A 15,134-nucleotide genomic window follows, 5' to 3' on the forward strand; every position below is an offset into this window, starting at 1 on the left:
CCCGCCGGGTTAATGGTGAGCGAACTTTCGGCGCTCGGTGGCGATGCGCGCCATGTGCGCGACGTAGGGTTTGGCCGTGCAGGTGAGGTCGAAGCGGGCTGCGGCGTGGTTGCGGATGAAGGTCGAGACGGCGTTCAGCGCCCCGATCAGGACCGCGGAGCGGGTCAAACGACCGAGGCGCCCGGGCTTGAGGCGCCTGCCGACGGCGTCCGCCAGGGTCCGCGGGCGGCGGCTCAGGCCGCCGACCGGTCACCGACCGAAGCGGTAGTCGGCGTTGACCAACTCGCGGGTGCGCTCGAAGAAAATCCGCCCGCTGTAAGGCAATTGCGTGACCACCTTCCCGCTGGGATGGCGGAAGTAGTTGCTGCACGCCAGCCAGACCTTGCCCGCCATCGCGGCCTGGATCTCGTCGTTGTAGCGGCGCTGCGCCGCGGGTGTCACCTCCACCGTGCGCGCGCCGCTGCCGTTCATCGCGTCGAGGATGTGGCGGACGAAGGTCGTCTGCGCCTCGTGGATGTAGATGATCGAGTTGACGCCGTTCGTGTTGGGGCCATACAGCGTGAAGAAGTTGGGGTACCCGGCCACCAGCGTGCCCAGGTACGCCTCGGCGCCGCCGCTCCAGTCGTCGGCCAGGCGTCGACCGCCGGTGCCGTACACGTCGATACTCGCCAGATAATCGGCGGCCTTGAACCCGGTGCCGTAGATGATGGTGTCCACGCGGTGTTCGACGCCGTCCGCGGTGCGTACCCCCCGCTCGGTCAGCTCGGCGATGGCGGTGGTCTCCAGGGAGACGTTGGGCAACGCGAAGGTGGGGTACCACTCGCGTGACATCAGCGGCCGCTTGCAGCCGGCGGGATAGTCCGGCATCAGCTTGGCCCGCAGCTCGGGGTCGGCGACCTTGCGCATGAGGTAACTGCGGGCCAGCTCGGTCGCCTCCCGCGTCTGGGCATGTTCGACGTCGAAGCTGGCCGACTCGTAGGCGTCGAAGGCCTCGTCCCTGAGCTTGCGCGCCATCGCGGGGTCGCGCTCGAACAGCTCGTGCTGCTCGGGGGTGAACGGGAAGTCGAATCGGGGCGCGATCCAGATCGGGGTCCGCTGAAACACGGTCAGGTGCGCGGTCTTTCGCGCTATCGCGGGCACGTACTGGATCGCGCTGGCGCCCGTGCCGATGGACGCCACCCGCTCCCCGGCCGTCGACTTGCTGTGATCCCAACGGGCCGAATGGAATTGGCGCCCCCGGAACCGCCGCGCGCCGGGAATCTCCGGGACGTGGGGCACGTCGAGCATCCCGACGGCGCTGACCACCATGTCGAATTCGTGCTCGCGCCCGTCGCCGTCGGTCAGCGTCCAGCGGCGCCGGGTGTCCGACCAGCGCACGGCGACAATCGCGGTGTTGGCCCGCAGGCGCGCGCCCAACCCGTGCCCGGCGGCCACCTTTTCCAGGTACGCCAGGATCTCGGGCTGGTTGGCGTACGTCTTGCTCCACCGCGGGTTGGGCGCGAAGGAATACGAGTACAGGTGCGACGGGACGTCGCACGCCGCGCCCGGAAAGGTGTTGTGGCGCCAGGTCCCGCCGAATCCGTCGGCGCGGTCGAAGATGGCGAACTCGTAGCCGCCCTCGGCCAGCTGGATGCCCATGGCGATGCCGCCGGCGCCCGCGCCGATGATCCCGACGGTCGGCTTCACGCCCATTGCGAGAAGTACGGTCGCTGCGGGCGGCTCTTCTCCACCAGGATGAACACCACGCCCCAGGGGTCGACGAACCACGTGGTGCGAACCCGCGCGACCTCCGCGATTCCCGTGACTAGAAAGCGCACGCCCTTGCCCTCGAGCTCCGCCCGGGTGGCGTCGATGTCCTCACAGATGAGCCCGACGTGGGACAGCCCGTGGTCGGTCAGCGCCCTGCCGTCGGCGCGCCCGTCCGGTTGCGCGCCGAGGTATTCGATGACCTCGAGCACGCGATCGCCGTCCCCCGGCAACCCCACGATGGCCGCCTTCATGCTGGGGTCTCCCACTAGCTCGCCCATGTCGTCGCGAATGGCGTTACCGGTCATCACATAGGGCGGCGAGAGCACACGCAGGCCCAATACGTCTCGGTAAAACGCCACGGCCGCCTCGCAATCCGGAACACACACCCCGGTGTGGGCCATTCCGGTAATCACGTTCTCGACTGTACGTCGAAGCGCCGCCACCCCCAATGAGATGGGTACTTTTGGCGCGCAGTCCCACGACGTGGAGCTGCAACGCCGGCTCTGGTGAGTGTCCGAACAACTCACCGGGGTCAGCTTCGCAATCTGACGGGCCGATAATGGCCGGGTGCGGTCGGTCGAAGAACATCAGCGCGTCGTAGCCGAATTGATCCGTCCCCGGCCGGCGGCCACCGCCGCGCTGGCCGAGGCGCAGGGCCTGGTCCTGGCCGACGACGTGGTCGCGCGGCTGGCGCTACCGGTCTTCGACAACTCCGCGATGGACGGATACGCGGTGCGCGCCGAGGACACCTCCGGCGCCACGCCCGAGAACCCGGTGGTGCTCGAGGTCGCCGAGGACATTCCGGCCGGGCGCACCGACGAGTTGACGTTGCAACCGAACACCGCGCACCGCATCATGACCGGCGCGCCGCTGCCGGCCGGGGCCACGGCCGTCGTGCCCGTCGAAGACACCGACGGCGGCGTGGATGTCGTGTCGATCCGCGCGCCGCGCGAGGCCGGCAAGCACATCCGGCGTGCGGGCGAGGACGTCGCCCCTGGCACCACCGTCCTGCGGCGCGGCCAGGTGGTGACGCCTGCCGTGCTCGGCCTGGCCGCGGCGCTGGGAATGGCCGAGCTGCCCGTGCTCCCGCGCCAACGCGTGCTGGTGATATCGACCGGGTCGGAGCTGGTGGCGCCGGGTAACCCGCTGCGGCCGGGGCAGATCTACGAGTCCAACTCGATCATGCTGGCCGGCGCCGTCCGCGACGCGGGCGCCGACGTGATCGAGGTGGCGACCGCCGAAGACGATGTCGCACAGTTCAGTTCGCTCATCCAGAAGCATGCCGGCGAGGCAGACCTGATCATCACCAGCGGCGGGGTCAGCGCCGGCGCCTACGAGGTGGTCAAGGACGCGTTCGGCCGCGAGGGCGACCAGGGTGTGGAGTTCGTCAAGGTGGCGATGCAGCCCGGGATGCCGCAGGGCATCGGCCGGGTGGCCGGCGCGACGATCGTCACCCTGCCCGGCAACCCGGTCAGCGCCCTGGTGTCCTTCGAGGTGTTCATCCGGCCCGCGCTGCGCAAAGCCATGGGCATGCCCGACCCGGAACGCCCGCACCGGGCCGCGGTGCTCACCGAGTCGTTGACCTCGCCGCGCGGCAAGCGGCAGTTCCGCCGCGCGGTGCTGGACCGCGCCGCCGGCACCGTCACCAGTTACGGCCCGCCCGCCTCGCACCACCTGCGGTGGCTGGCGTCCGCGAACGCGCTGCTGGACATCCCCGAGGACGTCGTCGAGGTGTCCGAGGGGACCGAGCTGCAGGTCTGGGATCTCGCCTGGCCCTAGGCCGCGGGGGTGGCCACCTGCCGGTGGAATTCGTCGGCCCGGTCAAAGGCGGTGGCGCAGCGGATGGCGACGGCGACGACGGTCATCAGCACCGGGATCGTCACCAGGGCCGCGGCCAATCCGACCCGGTCGGCCAGGTGGCCGATCAGCGGCGGCCCCAGCAGGTAGCCCAGCCAGCCAGTCGCCGCGACGATGGCGATCGCCGAGCCCGCGCCGCCCGCGCCGTAGGCCGCGCTGAACGCGGTGGGCACCAGCAGCGCCACGCCGACCCCCAGACACGCGAATCCAACAACGCTGACAACGGAATTGGGTATCGCCAGCGTCACCCCCATGCCCGCCGCGGCGAACAGCGCGAGGGCGGGCAGCAGCCGGCGGGCCGACACCCGCGCGTGTAGGCGTATCGCGCTCAGCCGGGTGACGACCATCGTCAGCGTGTACGCCGCGTAGCTCAACGCGGCGATCCCGGGACCCGCGCCGACGACGTTGCGCAGGTAGTTGGCCGACCAGTCGGTGGCGGCGCCCTCGCACAGGAACGACACGAAGGCCACCGCCGCAAGGATCGCCACCGTCGGCGTCAGCCAGGCCCCTTTCGCGCGCGATGCCGCGGTCCCGCCCGCCCGGTCCGGAATCAGTCGCCGGGTCAGCGCCCCGACGACGACAAGGACCGCGAGCCCGACGGCCGCCAGCTGGGGTGTCAGGCCGATGCCCGCGCCGACGCATGCCGCGCCGATCAGGGCGCCCAGTAACGCGCCGAGGCTCCACATGCCGTGGAAGCGGGCCATGATCGGCGCCCGCGCCCGGCGCTCGACCGTGCCGGCTTGGGTGTTCATCGCGACGTCCAGCCCGCCCTGGAACATCCCCCACAACGCCAGCGCCGCAAACAGCCAGGGCCCGGAGCGGGCGAGCCCCACCGTCGTGCCCGCGAGGGCGTAGCCGGCGGCCGTCACGGGGATCAGCCGGTGGCTCCCCCAGCGCGGCAGCGCCCAGTGGCTGCCGAGCGTGGCCACGACCGACCCCAGGGGCGCACCGAACAGCGCGGTCCCCAGCGCCGCGTCGGACAGGCCGAGGTCGGCCTTGACGGCCGGGATGTGGGCGGCCCACGAGGAGAACCCCACGGCGTGGGCGATGAATACGGCGGTGACGGCGATCTTCGCCGGGCGCAGCCGCGGCGCCCAATCGTCGGTCGGATGCATATCGAAGGTGGGCGTTCCCCGTGCGGGCCCGAACCAACCGGCCGCGCCTTTCGTAAGATGGCCGCGTGGCACGACGCCCCCGCCCTGTCGGCCCTACGGCCGAGGATCCAACGTTCAGCCCGCAGCACGCGTTGGAGTTGGTGCGCTCGACCATTCCGCCGGTACACCCGGCCGGCCGCCCGTTCATCGCCGGCGGCCTGGCGGTGGCGCTGGCCGGCCGCAGGCACCGGTGGATCCGGCGGGCCGGCCTGCTGGCGGCCGGCGCCTGCGCGGGGTTCTTCCGCCATCCGCCGCGGGTGCCGCCGACCCGGCCGGGCGCGATCGTCGCGCCCGCCGACGGGGTGGTGTGCGTGATCGATTCCGCCGCCCCGCCCGCCGAACTCGGCATGGGCGACGCGCCGCTCCCGCGGGTCAGCATCTTCCTGTCGCTGCTGGACGCCCACGTCCAGCGCGCCCCGGTGAGCGGCGAGGTGATCGCCATGCAGCACCGGCCCGGCCGGTTCGGGTCGGCCGACCTGGCCGCGGCCAGCACCGAGAACGAGCGCACCAGCCTGCGGATCCGGACGGCCACCGGCGCGGAGGTGGTGGCGGTGCAGGTCGCCGGGCTGTTGGCGCGGCGCATCATCTGCGACGCGCGCGTCGGCGACAAGCTGACGATCGGTGACACCTACGGGCTGATCCGGTTCGGCTCCCGGCTCGACACCTATCTGCCGCCGGGCGCCGAGCCGCTGGTCCAAGTCGGGCAGCGCGCGATCGCCGGCGAAACCGTGCTGGCCGAGCTGTCATGATCAGCAAGCCGCGCGGCAGGCCGTCGGTCAACCTGCAGATCCTGCCGAGCGCGATGACCGTGTTGTCCATCTGCGCGGGCCTGACCTCGATCCGGTTCGCCCTCGAGCACCAGCCGAAGGCCGCGATGGCGTTGATCGCCGCGGCGGCCATTCTGGACGGCCTGGACGGCCGGGTGGCCCGCATCCTGGATGCCCAGTCCCGCATGGGCGAGGAGATCGATTCGCTGGCCGACGCGGTGAACTTCGGTGTCACGCCGGCGATCGTGCTCTACGTGACGCTGCTGGGGAAGTCGCCGGCCGGTTGGGTGGTGATCCTGCTCTACGCGGTGTGCGTCGTGTTGCGGCTGGCCCGGTACAACGCGCTGCAGGCGGACGGCAGTCAGCCCGCCTACACCCACGAGTTCTTCGTCGGCATGCCCGCGCCGGCGGGCGCGGTGTCGATGATCGGCCTGATCGGGCTCAAATTGCAGTTCGGTGAGGGCTGGTGGACGTCGACGACGTTCCTGTGCATCTGGATCACGGGGACGTCGATGCTGATGATCAGCAAGATCCCGATGCGCAAGATGCACGCCGCAGCGGTGCCGCCCAGCTGGGCCGCGCCGCTGTTGGCACTGCTCGCGATCTGCGCGGCCGCGGCGGTGCTGGCGCCCTACATCCTGATCTGGGTCATCATCATCGCCTACCTGTGCCACGTACCGTTCGCGGTCCGCAACCAGCGCTGGCTGGCCGCGCACCCCGAGGCGTGGGCCGACAAGCCCAAGCAGCGCCGCGCCGCGCGGCGCGCGATCCGCCGGGCGCAACCGAACCGCCGGTCGATGGCGCGGCTGGGGCTGCGCAAACCGGGCGGGCGCCTGCCATGAGCCGGCCGGGTGAGGATGCGGCCCGTCAGCTCACGCTCACCGCGCGGTTGAACACCTCCGCCGTGGACTCGCGGCGCGGCGTCGTCCGGTTGCATCCGAGCGCCGTTGCCGCACTTGGCATTCGGGAGTGGGACGCGGTGGCGCTGACCGGCTCGCGGACCACCGCGGCGGTGGCGGCCCTCGCCGGGCCGGACACCCCGGTCGGCACGGTGCTGCTCGACGACGTGACGTTGTCCAACACCGGGCTGCGCGAGGGCAACCCGGTGATCGTCGGCGTGGTCACCGTCTACGGCGCCCGGTCGGTGACGCTGTCCGGCTCGTCGCTGGCCAGCCAGTCGATCTCGCCGGTCACGTTGCGGCAGGCGCTGCTCGGCAAGGTGCTGACCGTCGGCGACGCCGTGTCGCTGCTGCCCCGCGACCTCGGCCCGCCGTTCTCGACGTCGGCCGCCGCCCGCGCGCTGGCCGCCTCGGTGGGAATCAGCTGGACGTCCGAGCTGCTGACCGTCACCGGCGTCGACCCGACGGGCCCGGTCAGCGTGCAGCCCAACTCGCTGGTCACCTGGGGTGTCGGCGTGCCGACCACGGCCGCGCCGGCGCAGGACTTCGTCGACGTCGCCAGCCCGGAGACCGTCGTCGAGGAGCTCAAGGGATCGCAGCCGCAGGCCGCCAAGCTCGCCGAGTGGCTCAAGCTCGCCCTCGACGAACCGCACCTGCTCAAGACGTTGGGCGCGGGCGCCAACCTCGGTGTGCTGGTGTCGGGTCCGGCCGGCGTCGGCAAGGTGACACTGGTGCGCGCGGTGTGCGACGGCCGCAGGCTGGTGAAACTGGACGGCCCGGAGGTCGGCGCGCTGAACGCCGAAGACCGGCTCAAGACCGTGAGTTCGGCGGTGCAGGCCGTCCGCGACGGCGGTGGAGTCCTGCTGATCACCGACGTCGACGCCCTGCTGCCGGCCACCCCCGAGCCGGTGGCCGCCCTGATCCTGGGCGAGCTGCGAACCGCGGTGGCGACCGAGGGTGTCGCGTTGATCGCCACCTCCGCGCGGACCGACCAGCTCGATGCCCGGCTGCGCGCGCCGGACCTGTGCGACCGGGAGCTGAGCCTGCCGCTGCCCGACGCCGGCACCCGCAAGGCGCTGCTGGAGTCGCTGTTGAAATCGGTGCCGGCCGGCGCCCTGGATCTCAACGAGATCGCTTCGCGTACACCGGGTTTCGTGGTTGCCGACCTGGCGGCGCTGCTGCGGGAGGCGGCGCTGCGCGCGGCGTCGCGGGCCAGCACCGACGGCCGGCCACCCGAGCTGAACCAGGACGATCTCGTCGGCGCGCTGACCGTCATCCGGCCGCTGTCCCGGTCGGGCAGCGAGGAAGTGACCGTCGGCAATGTCACGCTCAACGACGTCGGCGACATGGCCGAGGCCCGGCAGGCGCTGACCGAGGCCGTGTTGTGGCCGCTGCAGCATCCCGACACTTTCGCCCGGTTGGGTGTCGAACCGCCGCGCGGGGTGCTGCTCTACGGGCCGCCCGGCTGCGGCAAGACCTTCGTCGTGCGCGCGCTGGCCAGCACCGGGCAGCTGTCCGTGCACGCCGTCAAGGGGTCCGAGCTGATGGACAAGTGGGTGGGCAGCTCGGAAAAGGCCGTCCGCGAACTGTTTCGGCGTGCCCGCGACTCGGCCCCGTCTCTGGTGTTCCTCGACGAGATCGACGCGCTGGCGCCCCGGCGCGGACAGAGCTTCGACTCGGGCGTGACCGATCGGGTGGTCGCCGCGCTGCTGACCGAGCTCGACGGCGTCAATCCCCTGCGCGACGTCGTCGTGCTGGGCGCCACCAACCGGCCCGACCTGATCGACCCGGCCTTGCTGCGCCCGGGCCGGCTGGAGCGGCGGGTGTTCGTCGAACCGCCCGACGCCGCCGCCCGCCGCGAAATCCTGCACACCGCAGGAAAATCCGTCCCGCTGAGCGACGACGTCGACCTCGACGAGGTGGCCGCCGGGCTCGACGGTTACAGCGCCGCCGACTGCGTGGCGCTGCTGCGGGAGGCGGCGCTGACCGCGATGCGGCGGTCCATCGACGCCACCGACGTGACGGCCGCCGACATCGCGGCCGCGCGCCAAATCGTGCGCCCCTCATTGGATCCCACGCAGGTGGAGGCGCTACGGGCCTTCGCCAAAGCTCCGTAGCACGGCCAGCGCCGACGCCGCGACGTCGCCTTCCAGCCAGTCGGGCATCGGGTCGTCGTGGGCGTGGCGCCGGACCACCGCATAGGGCAGGTCCGCGACCGCACGCGCGACGGCGTCGACGGACCGGGGCTTGTCGTTCCCATACAGCTGCCGGGCCAACACCGCGACCCGCTCGGTCAGTGGGGCGTTCATCGCGGCCAGCGTCCGCTGGAACTCCGCGTCGGGCTCCTCGTCGAGCAGGTCGCCGGGCCGGATCGTCAACAACAGCCGGGCGTCGTCGGGCAGCTCGCGCGCGAAGCTGACGGCGGCCACGGCCATGGCTATCGCGGTGTCCGCCGGGGTTTCGCCGTCGGCGGCCAGCGCCCTTGCCTGGAAGCGTTCGAGCGCGCGCAGCCACGCCGTCGTCAGGATGCCGTCGCGGTTGCCGAATCGGTGATAGAGGGTTCCCGCGGGGGCGCCGCTGGTCTTGGCGATGGCCGCGACGCTGGCCGCGCGCGGTCCGCCGTCGAGGACCAGCGTCCGGGCGGCGTCGAGAATCACATCGGTTTCGTGCTTTCGCGGAGGTGCCACGATCTAGTACATTCCTTCTATATGGAACGATTACCCTATATCGATGAGCATGCCATAACCGTCGACGCGGGGCGCGCGGACACCTGGTCGGCGCTGTTGCGGGTGATGTGCCGGGACCCGGGCGACCCGTCGACCGTGCCGATCGGCTTCGCGCTGGACGAGGCGCGGCCGCCGGCGCGGTTCGCGCTGAAGGGCCGGCACCCCTTCGCGGTGTACCGGTGGGTGTTCGAGTTGGACCCCCTGACCGGCAACCGCACCCGCGTGCGCTCGGCGACCTGGGCGGCCTTCCCGGGCCTGCACGGCAAGGTCTACCGGGCGCTCGTCATCGGCACCGGCGGGCACCGCGTCGCCGTCCGGTGGACGCTCAAACGCATCGCGGCGGCCGCCGAGCGGGCCGACTACACGGACGTCTTCGAAGTCCCACTCCCGCAAGGCGACTCACGCACCGCCGAGCAGATGTTCCGCGATGCGGTCGGGCGGGGCGCGGGCGGCGGCGTCGTCCCGTGGATCCACCGCCACGTGCTGAGATTCCGCCTCGGGCCGTTTTCGTCGCCCGAGCACATCATCGGCTGGACGATCGCGCGTTCGGATCGCGACGAACTCGTGCTGACCGCAGGCGGGCCGTTGATGCTCGGCGAGTTGACGCTGCGACGCCAGGACGGTCGGCGCGCCAGCCTCACCACTCGCGTGCAGTACTGCCGCAAAACCGCCGCCCGAACGGTGTGGGCTTTCGTTGGCCCGCTGCATCGGGCGGTCGCGCCGCGGCTGATGAAGCGCGCCGCGGTGTGGCAGCGTATACCGGCATGACCGCGCCACCGACCGCGTTGGACGTCGTCGACGGAATCGACCTGTCCGGCAAGGTCTGTGTGATCACCGGCGCGTCGTCCGGGTTGGGGCGCGAGGCGGCCCGCGCGCTGGCCGCCGCGGGCGCGCACGTCGTCCTGGCCGCCCGCAACCCCGCGGCGTTGGCGGAGGCGGCGCGGTGGATCGCGGCCAGGGTGCCCGGCGCGCGCACGTCGATCGTCGAGCTCGATCTCAACGCGCTGGAGGCCGTTCGTGCGGCGGCGGCCGCCATCGGCGAGCTCGCCCCGGCCATCGACGTTCTGATGAACAACGCCGGCGTGATGTTCACACCGTTCGGCAGGACGCGCGATGGATTCGAGATGCAGATCGGCACCAACCATTTCGGGCACTTCGAACTGACCCGGCTCCTCGTGCCGCAGCTCGCCGCCGCCGGCGGGGCCCGGATCGTGAACCTGTCGTCTGCGGGCCACATCATGGGCGACGTCGACTTCGACGATCCCAACTGGGAGCGCCGCGAGTACGACAAGTTCGTCGCCTACGGCGCGTCGAAAACGGCGAACATCCTGCACGCCGTGGCAGCCGACCGCCGCCTGCGCGACGCGGGAATCCGCGCCTACGCCGTCCATCCCGGCACCGTGGCCACCTCGCTCGCGCGGCACATGTCCCGGGCGGACTTCTCGCGGCTGCGCAAACCGACGGGCGAGCGGCTCGACGTCACCACGCCCGACCGCGGCGCGGCCACCCAGGTGTGGGCGGCGGTCAGCCCGGAGCTGGCCGGTCGGGGCGGCCTGTATCTCGAAGACTGCCGGGTCAGCCAGGCCGTGGCGCCCTACGCTCGCGACGAGCAGCGCGCGGACCAGTGGTGGGAGCTCTCCGAGGAGCTCACGGCCGGGGCAGCTCGCTCCACTCGCGGGACAGCCGCGACGTGAACGACGGCGGCCGGCGCTCGACAAAGGCGGCCACCCCCTCGCGCGCGTCGGCGCCGCCCATCACCCGTTGGTGCAGTTGGCTTTCCAGTGCGGCGACCTGCCGCGGGGTGTAGTTGTTGATCGCGGTGTCCCACAGCAGCCGCTTACACAGCGCCGCCGACATCGGCGCCACGTTGGCCGCGATGTCGCGCGCCAGCTCCACAGCGTGGTCGAGCACCCGCTCGGCCGGCAGGGCCCGGTTTGCGATGCCGAGCGCCACGGCCTCGGTCCCGCCGAAGGTTCGCCCCGTGAGCAGGATGTCGGCGGCCACCCCCAGCGTGGTCAGCTGCGCCAGCGTCCAGTGCGACATGCAGTCGGGGATCACTCCCCGGCGGACCTGCACCACACCGTATTTGGCGTCCTCGGCGACGACGCGCAGGTCGGCCTGCAAGGCGATGGTCAGGCCGATGCCGATCGCGTGGCCGTTGAGGGCGGCGATCACCGGCTTGCGCAACTCGAACGCGGCCGGGGTGATCGGTGACGCCGAGAACTCCGCGGCCGGGGCGTCGAATGGGCTTGTGTCGCCGGAGAAGTCGGCCCCGGCGCAGAAGGCGCGGCCCGCCCCCGTCACGACGATGGCCCGGACGTCGTCGTCGCCGTCGCACTCGGCGTACGCGCTGCCCAGCAGCGCGCCCATCTCGGCGGTGTAGGCGTTGAGCCGCTCGGGCCGATTGAGCGTGAGCACCGCCACGCCCGCGTCGACGTCGACCGTGAGATCGGGGCTCATCGCAGGGCCGGGGCGCGGTGCAGGGCGCCGATCAGGTCGGCGATATCCGCGGCGCGCGGCGTGTAGCCCGGGAAGTAACAGCACACCTCATCGGCATGCTCGGAGAACCGGGCGGCGATCTGCTCGGCGCATTGCTCGGGCGTGCCGACGACACCGATCCGGGCCACCATCTCGTCGCCGATCAGCCGGCGCATGTCGGCGAAGCGGCCCTGCTTGGACAGCGCGTTGAGCTCGGGCTGCACGTCGCCCCACCCCTCGGCCTCGAGCACGGGCAGGTAGGCCGGAGTCGAGCCGTAGAACGAAATGAGCGCTGCCACACCGTCGACCGCGGCGGCCAGGTCGGCCTCGTCGCGGCCGACGGCGACCATGGCCTGGGCGATGATCTCGAATCCGTCGGAGGATCGGCCCGCCCGGCGCAGCCCCTCGGCGACCGCGGGGACGGTGCGTTCGGCAAAGTGGCGGGCGCTGTTGAACGGCATCACCAGCAGCCCGTCGGCCACCTCGGCGGCGGTGCGCGTCATCACCGGTCCCAACGCGCCCAGCAGCACCGGCGGCGGTCCGAACGGGTTGGGCCCCGGGTTGAAGTTGGGCGCCATGATGGTGTGGGTGAAGAACTCGCCGCGAAAGTCCAGCCGGCGCCGGCCTTCCCAGGCCGCGAAGATCGCCTTGATCGCCGCAATGGTTTCGGCCATCCGCGCCGCGGGGCGCTCCCACTTACTGCCGTAACGCTTTTCGATGTGGGCCTTCACCTGTGAGCCCAGGCCGAGCCGGAACCGGCCGCCGCTGTAGAGCTGCAGGTCGTAGGCGGCGTGCGCCAAGTGCAGCGGGCTGCGCGGCGGGGCGATCGCCACGTTGGTCATCAGGTCCAAGCCGGTCGCGCCGGCGGCGATGATCAACGGAAAGAACACGTCGTGCTGGCCCTCGAAGGTGAACAGGCCGTCGGCTCCCGTCGCGGCGATGTCGGCAGCGCTGGCCGCCGCATCCACCGGTGAGCCGTTGACCTGCAGCTGTACCTTCATGTATTCCCCTGTCGACTTATTCGGAGAGCTGGAACTCCACCACCTCGGCGACCGCGGCCACGGACTCGCGGAGCGCGGCCAGCCGCTCGGTTGCCGACGGCGCCGACAGCACCGTGTACCGGTCGGCGGTGCCGATGGGGATGCGAGACGCCAACGCGTACAGGCGCTGTCCGGGATCGTCGGCCGTGGCGGGGCCCAACAGGTCCGCGCGGTCCGGCAGCGCCACGCCACGCGCGTCGGCGATCCGCTCGAACAGCGCCATCACCCGGTTCTCGACCTCCAGCAGCTGGGCCGGGGTGACCGGGTCCCCCGGCTCGTCGGGCCACAGCGTCACGGTCGCGCGCGGGTAGGGATCGTCGGGCAGCCATTCGGACACCCGGATCCGTTCACCGGTCCGGCAGTGCATGGAGTAGCGGCCCGCGCCGTGTTCGGCGCATTCGGTGATCCGGGACAGCACCCCGACATCGCAGCGCGCGTCGCCGCCGCCGACCTCGCGGCCCCGGGAGATCAGCACCACGCCGAACGGGTCGCCGGTGTCGAGGCAGTGCCGGACCAGCGCGCCGTAGCGCGGCTCGAAGATCCGCAGCGGCAGGTCCTGGTCGGGCAGCAGGGCCGACTCCAGCGGGAACATCGCCAGCTCCATCAGATCTCCAGCTCGCCCACCAGCGCGTCGACGACGGCCCGCAGGTCGCCGTCGTGTTCCTCGGCCACCCGGCGCTGTCGCTGGTACGAGGCGCCCCGCCTGGGGATATCGGCCACCGCGGCCAGCTCGTCGACACAGTTCAACGATTTTGCCACGGGCTCAAGGCGATTCAGCACCTCGTCGAGATCCTCGGTGACCAGCCGCTCGTTGCTGTCGGCGTCCTGGATGATGATCGCGTCCAGCCCGTAACGCGCGGCGCGCCACTTGTTCTCCTGGTTGTGCCACGGCGGCATGGTCGGCAGCGTCTCGTCGGCTTCCAGCCGGCGGTCCAGGTCGACCACCAGGCAGTGCGTCAACGCGACCAGCGCGCTCAGCTCCCGCAGGTTGGACACGCCGTCACAGACCCGCACCTCGATGGTGCCCAGGTGCGGCGAAGGCCTGATGTCCCAACGGACCTCGTCGACATGGTCGATGATGCCGGTCTTCTTCTGGTCGTAGACGAAGCCTTCGAACTCCGCCCAGGTCTGGAATTGGAACGGCAGGCCGGCGGTCGGCAACTGCTGGAACATCATCGCGCGGTTGCTGGCGTACCCGGTGTCCACGCCGGTCCACCACGGCGAGGATGCCGACAGCGCCAACAGATGCGGGTAGTACTTCAGCAACGACGTCATGATCGGCATCACCTTGTGTGCCGAGGAGATTCCGACGTGCACGTGCACGCCCCAGATCAACATCTGGCGTCCCCACCATTGGGTGCGCTTGATCAGTTCGGCGTACCGGGGTGCGTCGGTGAGCTTCTGAGTCGACCACTGCGCGAACGGGTGTGCGCCGGCACAGAACAGCTCCATTCCCCGGTCGCGGACGATCCGGTGCGCGGGGCCCAGGGTCTCGCGCAGATCCTCCATCGCCTCCGACGTGGAATGGCAGACACCGCTGACGACTTCGACCGTGTTGCGCAGCAGCTCCTTGTGTACGCGCGGGTTTTCGCCGATCTCGGCGATGACCGCCGTGGCCTCGTTACTCAGGTCGCGGGTCTGCGCGTCGACGAGCGCGAACTCCCACTCCACGCCGAGGGTCGGCCTCGGCGAACGGGCGAAATCGATGCGCGCGTGGGCCCTGTTAGCCGGCACCGATTACACCGCACGCGACCCGCTTGCCGGCGTCACCGGTGGTCATCGTCATCTGGTCGGGCCCCGGTGTTCCGTTGGTCTGGCTGTAGCGCTCCGGCGGGATGTTGGCGAAGTTGTCGGCGCCCGCGTGAATGATGATCGCGGTCTTCTCGCCGGTGACCAGGTCGTCCATGGCGAAGGCGTCCGTCGTGGTCATCATCATCGCCGACCCGTCCTTGCGCACCTGGAGCGAGGTCAGGTCACCGCTGGCGGGCTCGGCGGCGTGCCCGGACACTTGGAAGTGCCCGCCGGCGGACAGGAAATCACCCGGCGCGCCACCGGTCGGGGCGACGGAGTTGGGCTCGCACTTGCCGGCCTTGTGGATGTGCACCCCGTGGAAGCCGGGCGTCAGGACCCCGTTGGCCGTCGTCTCGATGGTGACGGTGGCGTAGCCGTTGTTGAACTGGAAGGTCGCGGTCGCGACCTGGGTGCCGTCGGGCGCCTTCAGGTGGGTGACGATGCTCGGCCCCGACGGCGCGGCGACGGGCCCGCCCTCCGGGGTCCCGGTTCCCGACGGCGCCGGCGATCCGGTCCAAACCGCCGGCGTGGTGCCCAGCGAGGACGAGGCGTGCTGGGGCGACGAACATGCCCCCAACAGGGCGACGGAAGTGGCTGCGGAAAGCGCGGACATGGTGACGGCGGCAGTGCGGTGACCAGCGAGCTGAGGCATAGCGGAAGCCTAACCGCTTCG

The 15,134-nt window shown here is 71.3% G+C and carries 16 protein-coding genes; 6 read left to right on the top strand and 10 right to left on the bottom strand.

Annotation, left to right across the window (positions count from 1 at the left end; all coding sequences use genetic code 11):
* Nucleotides 1–9: 9 nt before the first annotated feature.
* The 3 genes from A5781_RS25460 to A5781_RS04865 all read right to left on the bottom strand — a co-directional run bounded on the left by A5781_RS25460 (nt 10) and on the right by A5781_RS04865 (nt 2,162).
* Complete coding sequence (locus A5781_RS25460) at nt 10–168, bottom strand: hypothetical protein (protein ID WP_156622532.1); 159 nt, start codon at nt 166–168, stop codon at nt 10–12.
* Nucleotides 169–249: 81 nt separating this feature from the next.
* Nucleotides 250–1,692 (bottom strand): NAD(P)/FAD-dependent oxidoreductase, encoded by a 1,443-nt coding sequence (locus tag A5781_RS04860; RefSeq protein WP_067202057.1) that lies wholly within the window; start codon nt 1,690–1,692, stop codon nt 250–252.
* Entirely contained in the window at nt 1,683–2,162 is a 480-nt protein-coding gene (locus A5781_RS04865; RefSeq protein ID WP_067202060.1) for a VOC family protein, read from the bottom strand. Before A5781_RS04865 ends, A5781_RS04860 begins: the two co-directional genes overlap by 10 nt.
* Nucleotides 2,163–2,316: 154 nt before the next feature.
* Here A5781_RS04865 and glp point away from each other — a divergent pair, with 154 nt between their 5' ends.
* On the top strand, nt 2,317–3,528 hold the full coding sequence (glp, locus tag A5781_RS04870; protein ID WP_067202062.1) for a gephyrin-like molybdotransferase Glp: 1,212 nt from the start codon (nt 2,317–2,319) through the stop codon (nt 3,526–3,528).
* Here the strand turns inward: glp and A5781_RS04875 are convergent.
* Nucleotides 3,525–4,721 (bottom strand): MFS transporter, encoded by a 1,197-nt coding sequence (locus A5781_RS04875; RefSeq protein WP_067202065.1) that lies wholly within the window; start codon nt 4,719–4,721, stop codon nt 3,525–3,527. The genes glp and A5781_RS04875 overlap by 4 nt on opposite strands.
* A 65-nt stretch (nt 4,722–4,786) precedes the next feature.
* Between A5781_RS04875 and A5781_RS04880 the strand changes: the two genes are divergently transcribed.
* Genes A5781_RS04880 through A5781_RS04890 form a run of 3 tightly spaced genes read left to right on the top strand, consistent with a single transcriptional unit; the run spans nt 4,787 to nt 8,543 of the window.
* Complete coding sequence (locus A5781_RS04880) at nt 4,787–5,509, top strand: phosphatidylserine decarboxylase (RefSeq protein WP_067202068.1); 723 nt, start codon at nt 4,787–4,789, stop codon at nt 5,507–5,509.
* On the top strand, nt 5,506–6,369 hold the full coding sequence (pssA, locus tag A5781_RS04885) for a CDP-diacylglycerol--serine O-phosphatidyltransferase (RefSeq protein WP_067202071.1): 864 nt from the start codon (nt 5,506–5,508) through the stop codon (nt 6,367–6,369). Before A5781_RS04880 ends, pssA begins: the two co-directional genes overlap by 4 nt.
* Nucleotides 6,366–8,543, top strand: coding sequence for an AAA family ATPase (locus A5781_RS04890; protein WP_067202074.1), 2,178 nt, complete (start codon nt 6,366–6,368; stop codon nt 8,541–8,543). The genes pssA and A5781_RS04890 overlap by 4 nt, the downstream gene beginning before the upstream one ends.
* Here A5781_RS04890 and A5781_RS04895 read toward each other — a convergent pair.
* Nucleotides 8,517–9,113, bottom strand: a complete 597-nt coding sequence (locus A5781_RS04895) for a TetR/AcrR family transcriptional regulator (RefSeq protein ID WP_067202076.1) — start codon at nt 9,111–9,113, stop codon at nt 8,517–8,519. The genes A5781_RS04890 and A5781_RS04895 overlap by 27 nt on opposite strands.
* Before the next feature lie 21 nt (nt 9,114–9,134).
* Between A5781_RS04895 and A5781_RS04900 the strand changes: the two genes are divergently transcribed.
* Both A5781_RS04900 and A5781_RS04905 read left to right on the top strand, forming a co-directional pair.
* Nucleotides 9,135–9,920 carry a DUF2867 domain-containing protein gene (locus tag A5781_RS04900; RefSeq protein ID WP_067202079.1) on the top strand — a complete coding sequence of 262 codons (786 nt, stop codon included), beginning with the start codon at nt 9,135–9,137 and terminating at the stop codon, nt 9,918–9,920.
* A complete protein-coding gene (locus A5781_RS04905; RefSeq protein ID WP_067202082.1) occupies nt 9,917–10,846 on the top strand; it encodes an SDR family NAD(P)-dependent oxidoreductase in 930 nt (309 codons plus the stop codon). The genes A5781_RS04900 and A5781_RS04905 overlap by 4 nt, the downstream gene beginning before the upstream one ends.
* On the opposite strand, the gene A5781_RS04910 is transcribed toward A5781_RS04905, so the two are convergent.
* From A5781_RS04910 to A5781_RS04930, 5 genes are read right to left on the bottom strand one after another with little or no spacing between them, the layout of a single operon-like run.
* Complete coding sequence (locus A5781_RS04910; protein WP_067202085.1) at nt 10,800–11,612, bottom strand: enoyl-CoA hydratase/isomerase family protein; 813 nt, start codon at nt 11,610–11,612, stop codon at nt 10,800–10,802. The two genes, A5781_RS04905 and A5781_RS04910, sit on opposite strands and share 47 nt — an antisense overlap.
* Nucleotides 11,609–12,631, bottom strand: coding sequence for a TIGR03617 family F420-dependent LLM class oxidoreductase (locus A5781_RS04915; protein WP_067202088.1), 1,023 nt, complete (start codon nt 12,629–12,631; stop codon nt 11,609–11,611). Before A5781_RS04915 ends, A5781_RS04910 begins: the two co-directional genes overlap by 4 nt.
* 16 nt (nt 12,632–12,647) lie before the next feature.
* A complete protein-coding gene (locus A5781_RS04920; protein ID WP_067202090.1) occupies nt 12,648–13,274 on the bottom strand; it encodes an LON peptidase substrate-binding domain-containing protein in 627 nt (208 codons plus the stop codon).
* Nucleotides 13,274–14,404, bottom strand: a complete 1,131-nt coding sequence (locus tag A5781_RS04925; protein ID WP_067202093.1) for a glutamate--cysteine ligase — start codon at nt 14,402–14,404, stop codon at nt 13,274–13,276. The genes A5781_RS04920 and A5781_RS04925 overlap by 1 nt, the downstream gene beginning before the upstream one ends.
* Entirely contained in the window at nt 14,394–15,113 is a 720-nt protein-coding gene (locus A5781_RS04930) for a superoxide dismutase family protein (RefSeq protein WP_067202096.1), read from the bottom strand. Before A5781_RS04930 ends, A5781_RS04925 begins: the two co-directional genes overlap by 11 nt.
* Between the last annotated feature and the right edge of the window lie 21 nt (nt 15,114–15,134).

This window comes from Mycobacterium sp. 852002-30065_SCH5024008 (genome assembly GCF_001665645.1).
Lineage (GTDB): Bacteria > Actinomycetota > Actinomycetes > Mycobacteriales > Mycobacteriaceae > Mycobacterium > Mycobacterium paraffinicum.

What these genes read in the sequence shown, in the direction of transcription:
- A5781_RS04860 (WP_067202057.1), bottom strand. Translation starts at nt 1,692, where the DNA reads ATGGGCGTGAAGCCGACCGTCGGGATCATCGGCGCGGGCGCCGGCGGC.
- A5781_RS04875 (WP_067202065.1), bottom strand. Translation starts at nt 4,721, where the DNA reads ATGCATCCGACCGACGATTGGGCGCCGCGGCTGCGCCCGGCGAAGATC.
- pssA (WP_067202071.1), top strand. Translation starts at nt 5,506, where the DNA reads ATGATCAGCAAGCCGCGCGGCAGGCCGTCGGTCAACCTGCAGATCCTG.
- A5781_RS04890 (WP_067202074.1), top strand. Translation starts at nt 6,366, where the DNA reads ATGAGCCGGCCGGGTGAGGATGCGGCCCGTCAGCTCACGCTCACCGCG.
- A5781_RS04900 (WP_067202079.1), top strand. Translation starts at nt 9,135, where the DNA reads ATGGAACGATTACCCTATATCGATGAGCATGCCATAACCGTCGACGCG.
- A5781_RS04905 (WP_067202082.1), top strand. Translation starts at nt 9,917, where the DNA reads ATGACCGCGCCACCGACCGCGTTGGACGTCGTCGACGGAATCGACCTG.
- A5781_RS04910 (WP_067202085.1), bottom strand. Translation starts at nt 11,612, where the DNA reads ATGAGCCCCGATCTCACGGTCGACGTCGACGCGGGCGTGGCGGTGCTC.
- A5781_RS04915 (WP_067202088.1), bottom strand. Translation starts at nt 12,631, where the DNA reads ATGAAGGTACAGCTGCAGGTCAACGGCTCACCGGTGGATGCGGCGGCC.
- A5781_RS04920 (WP_067202090.1), bottom strand. Translation starts at nt 13,274, where the DNA reads ATGGAGCTGGCGATGTTCCCGCTGGAGTCGGCCCTGCTGCCCGACCAG.
- A5781_RS04930 (WP_067202096.1), bottom strand. Translation starts at nt 15,113, where the DNA reads ATGCCTCAGCTCGCTGGTCACCGCACTGCCGCCGTCACCATGTCCGCG.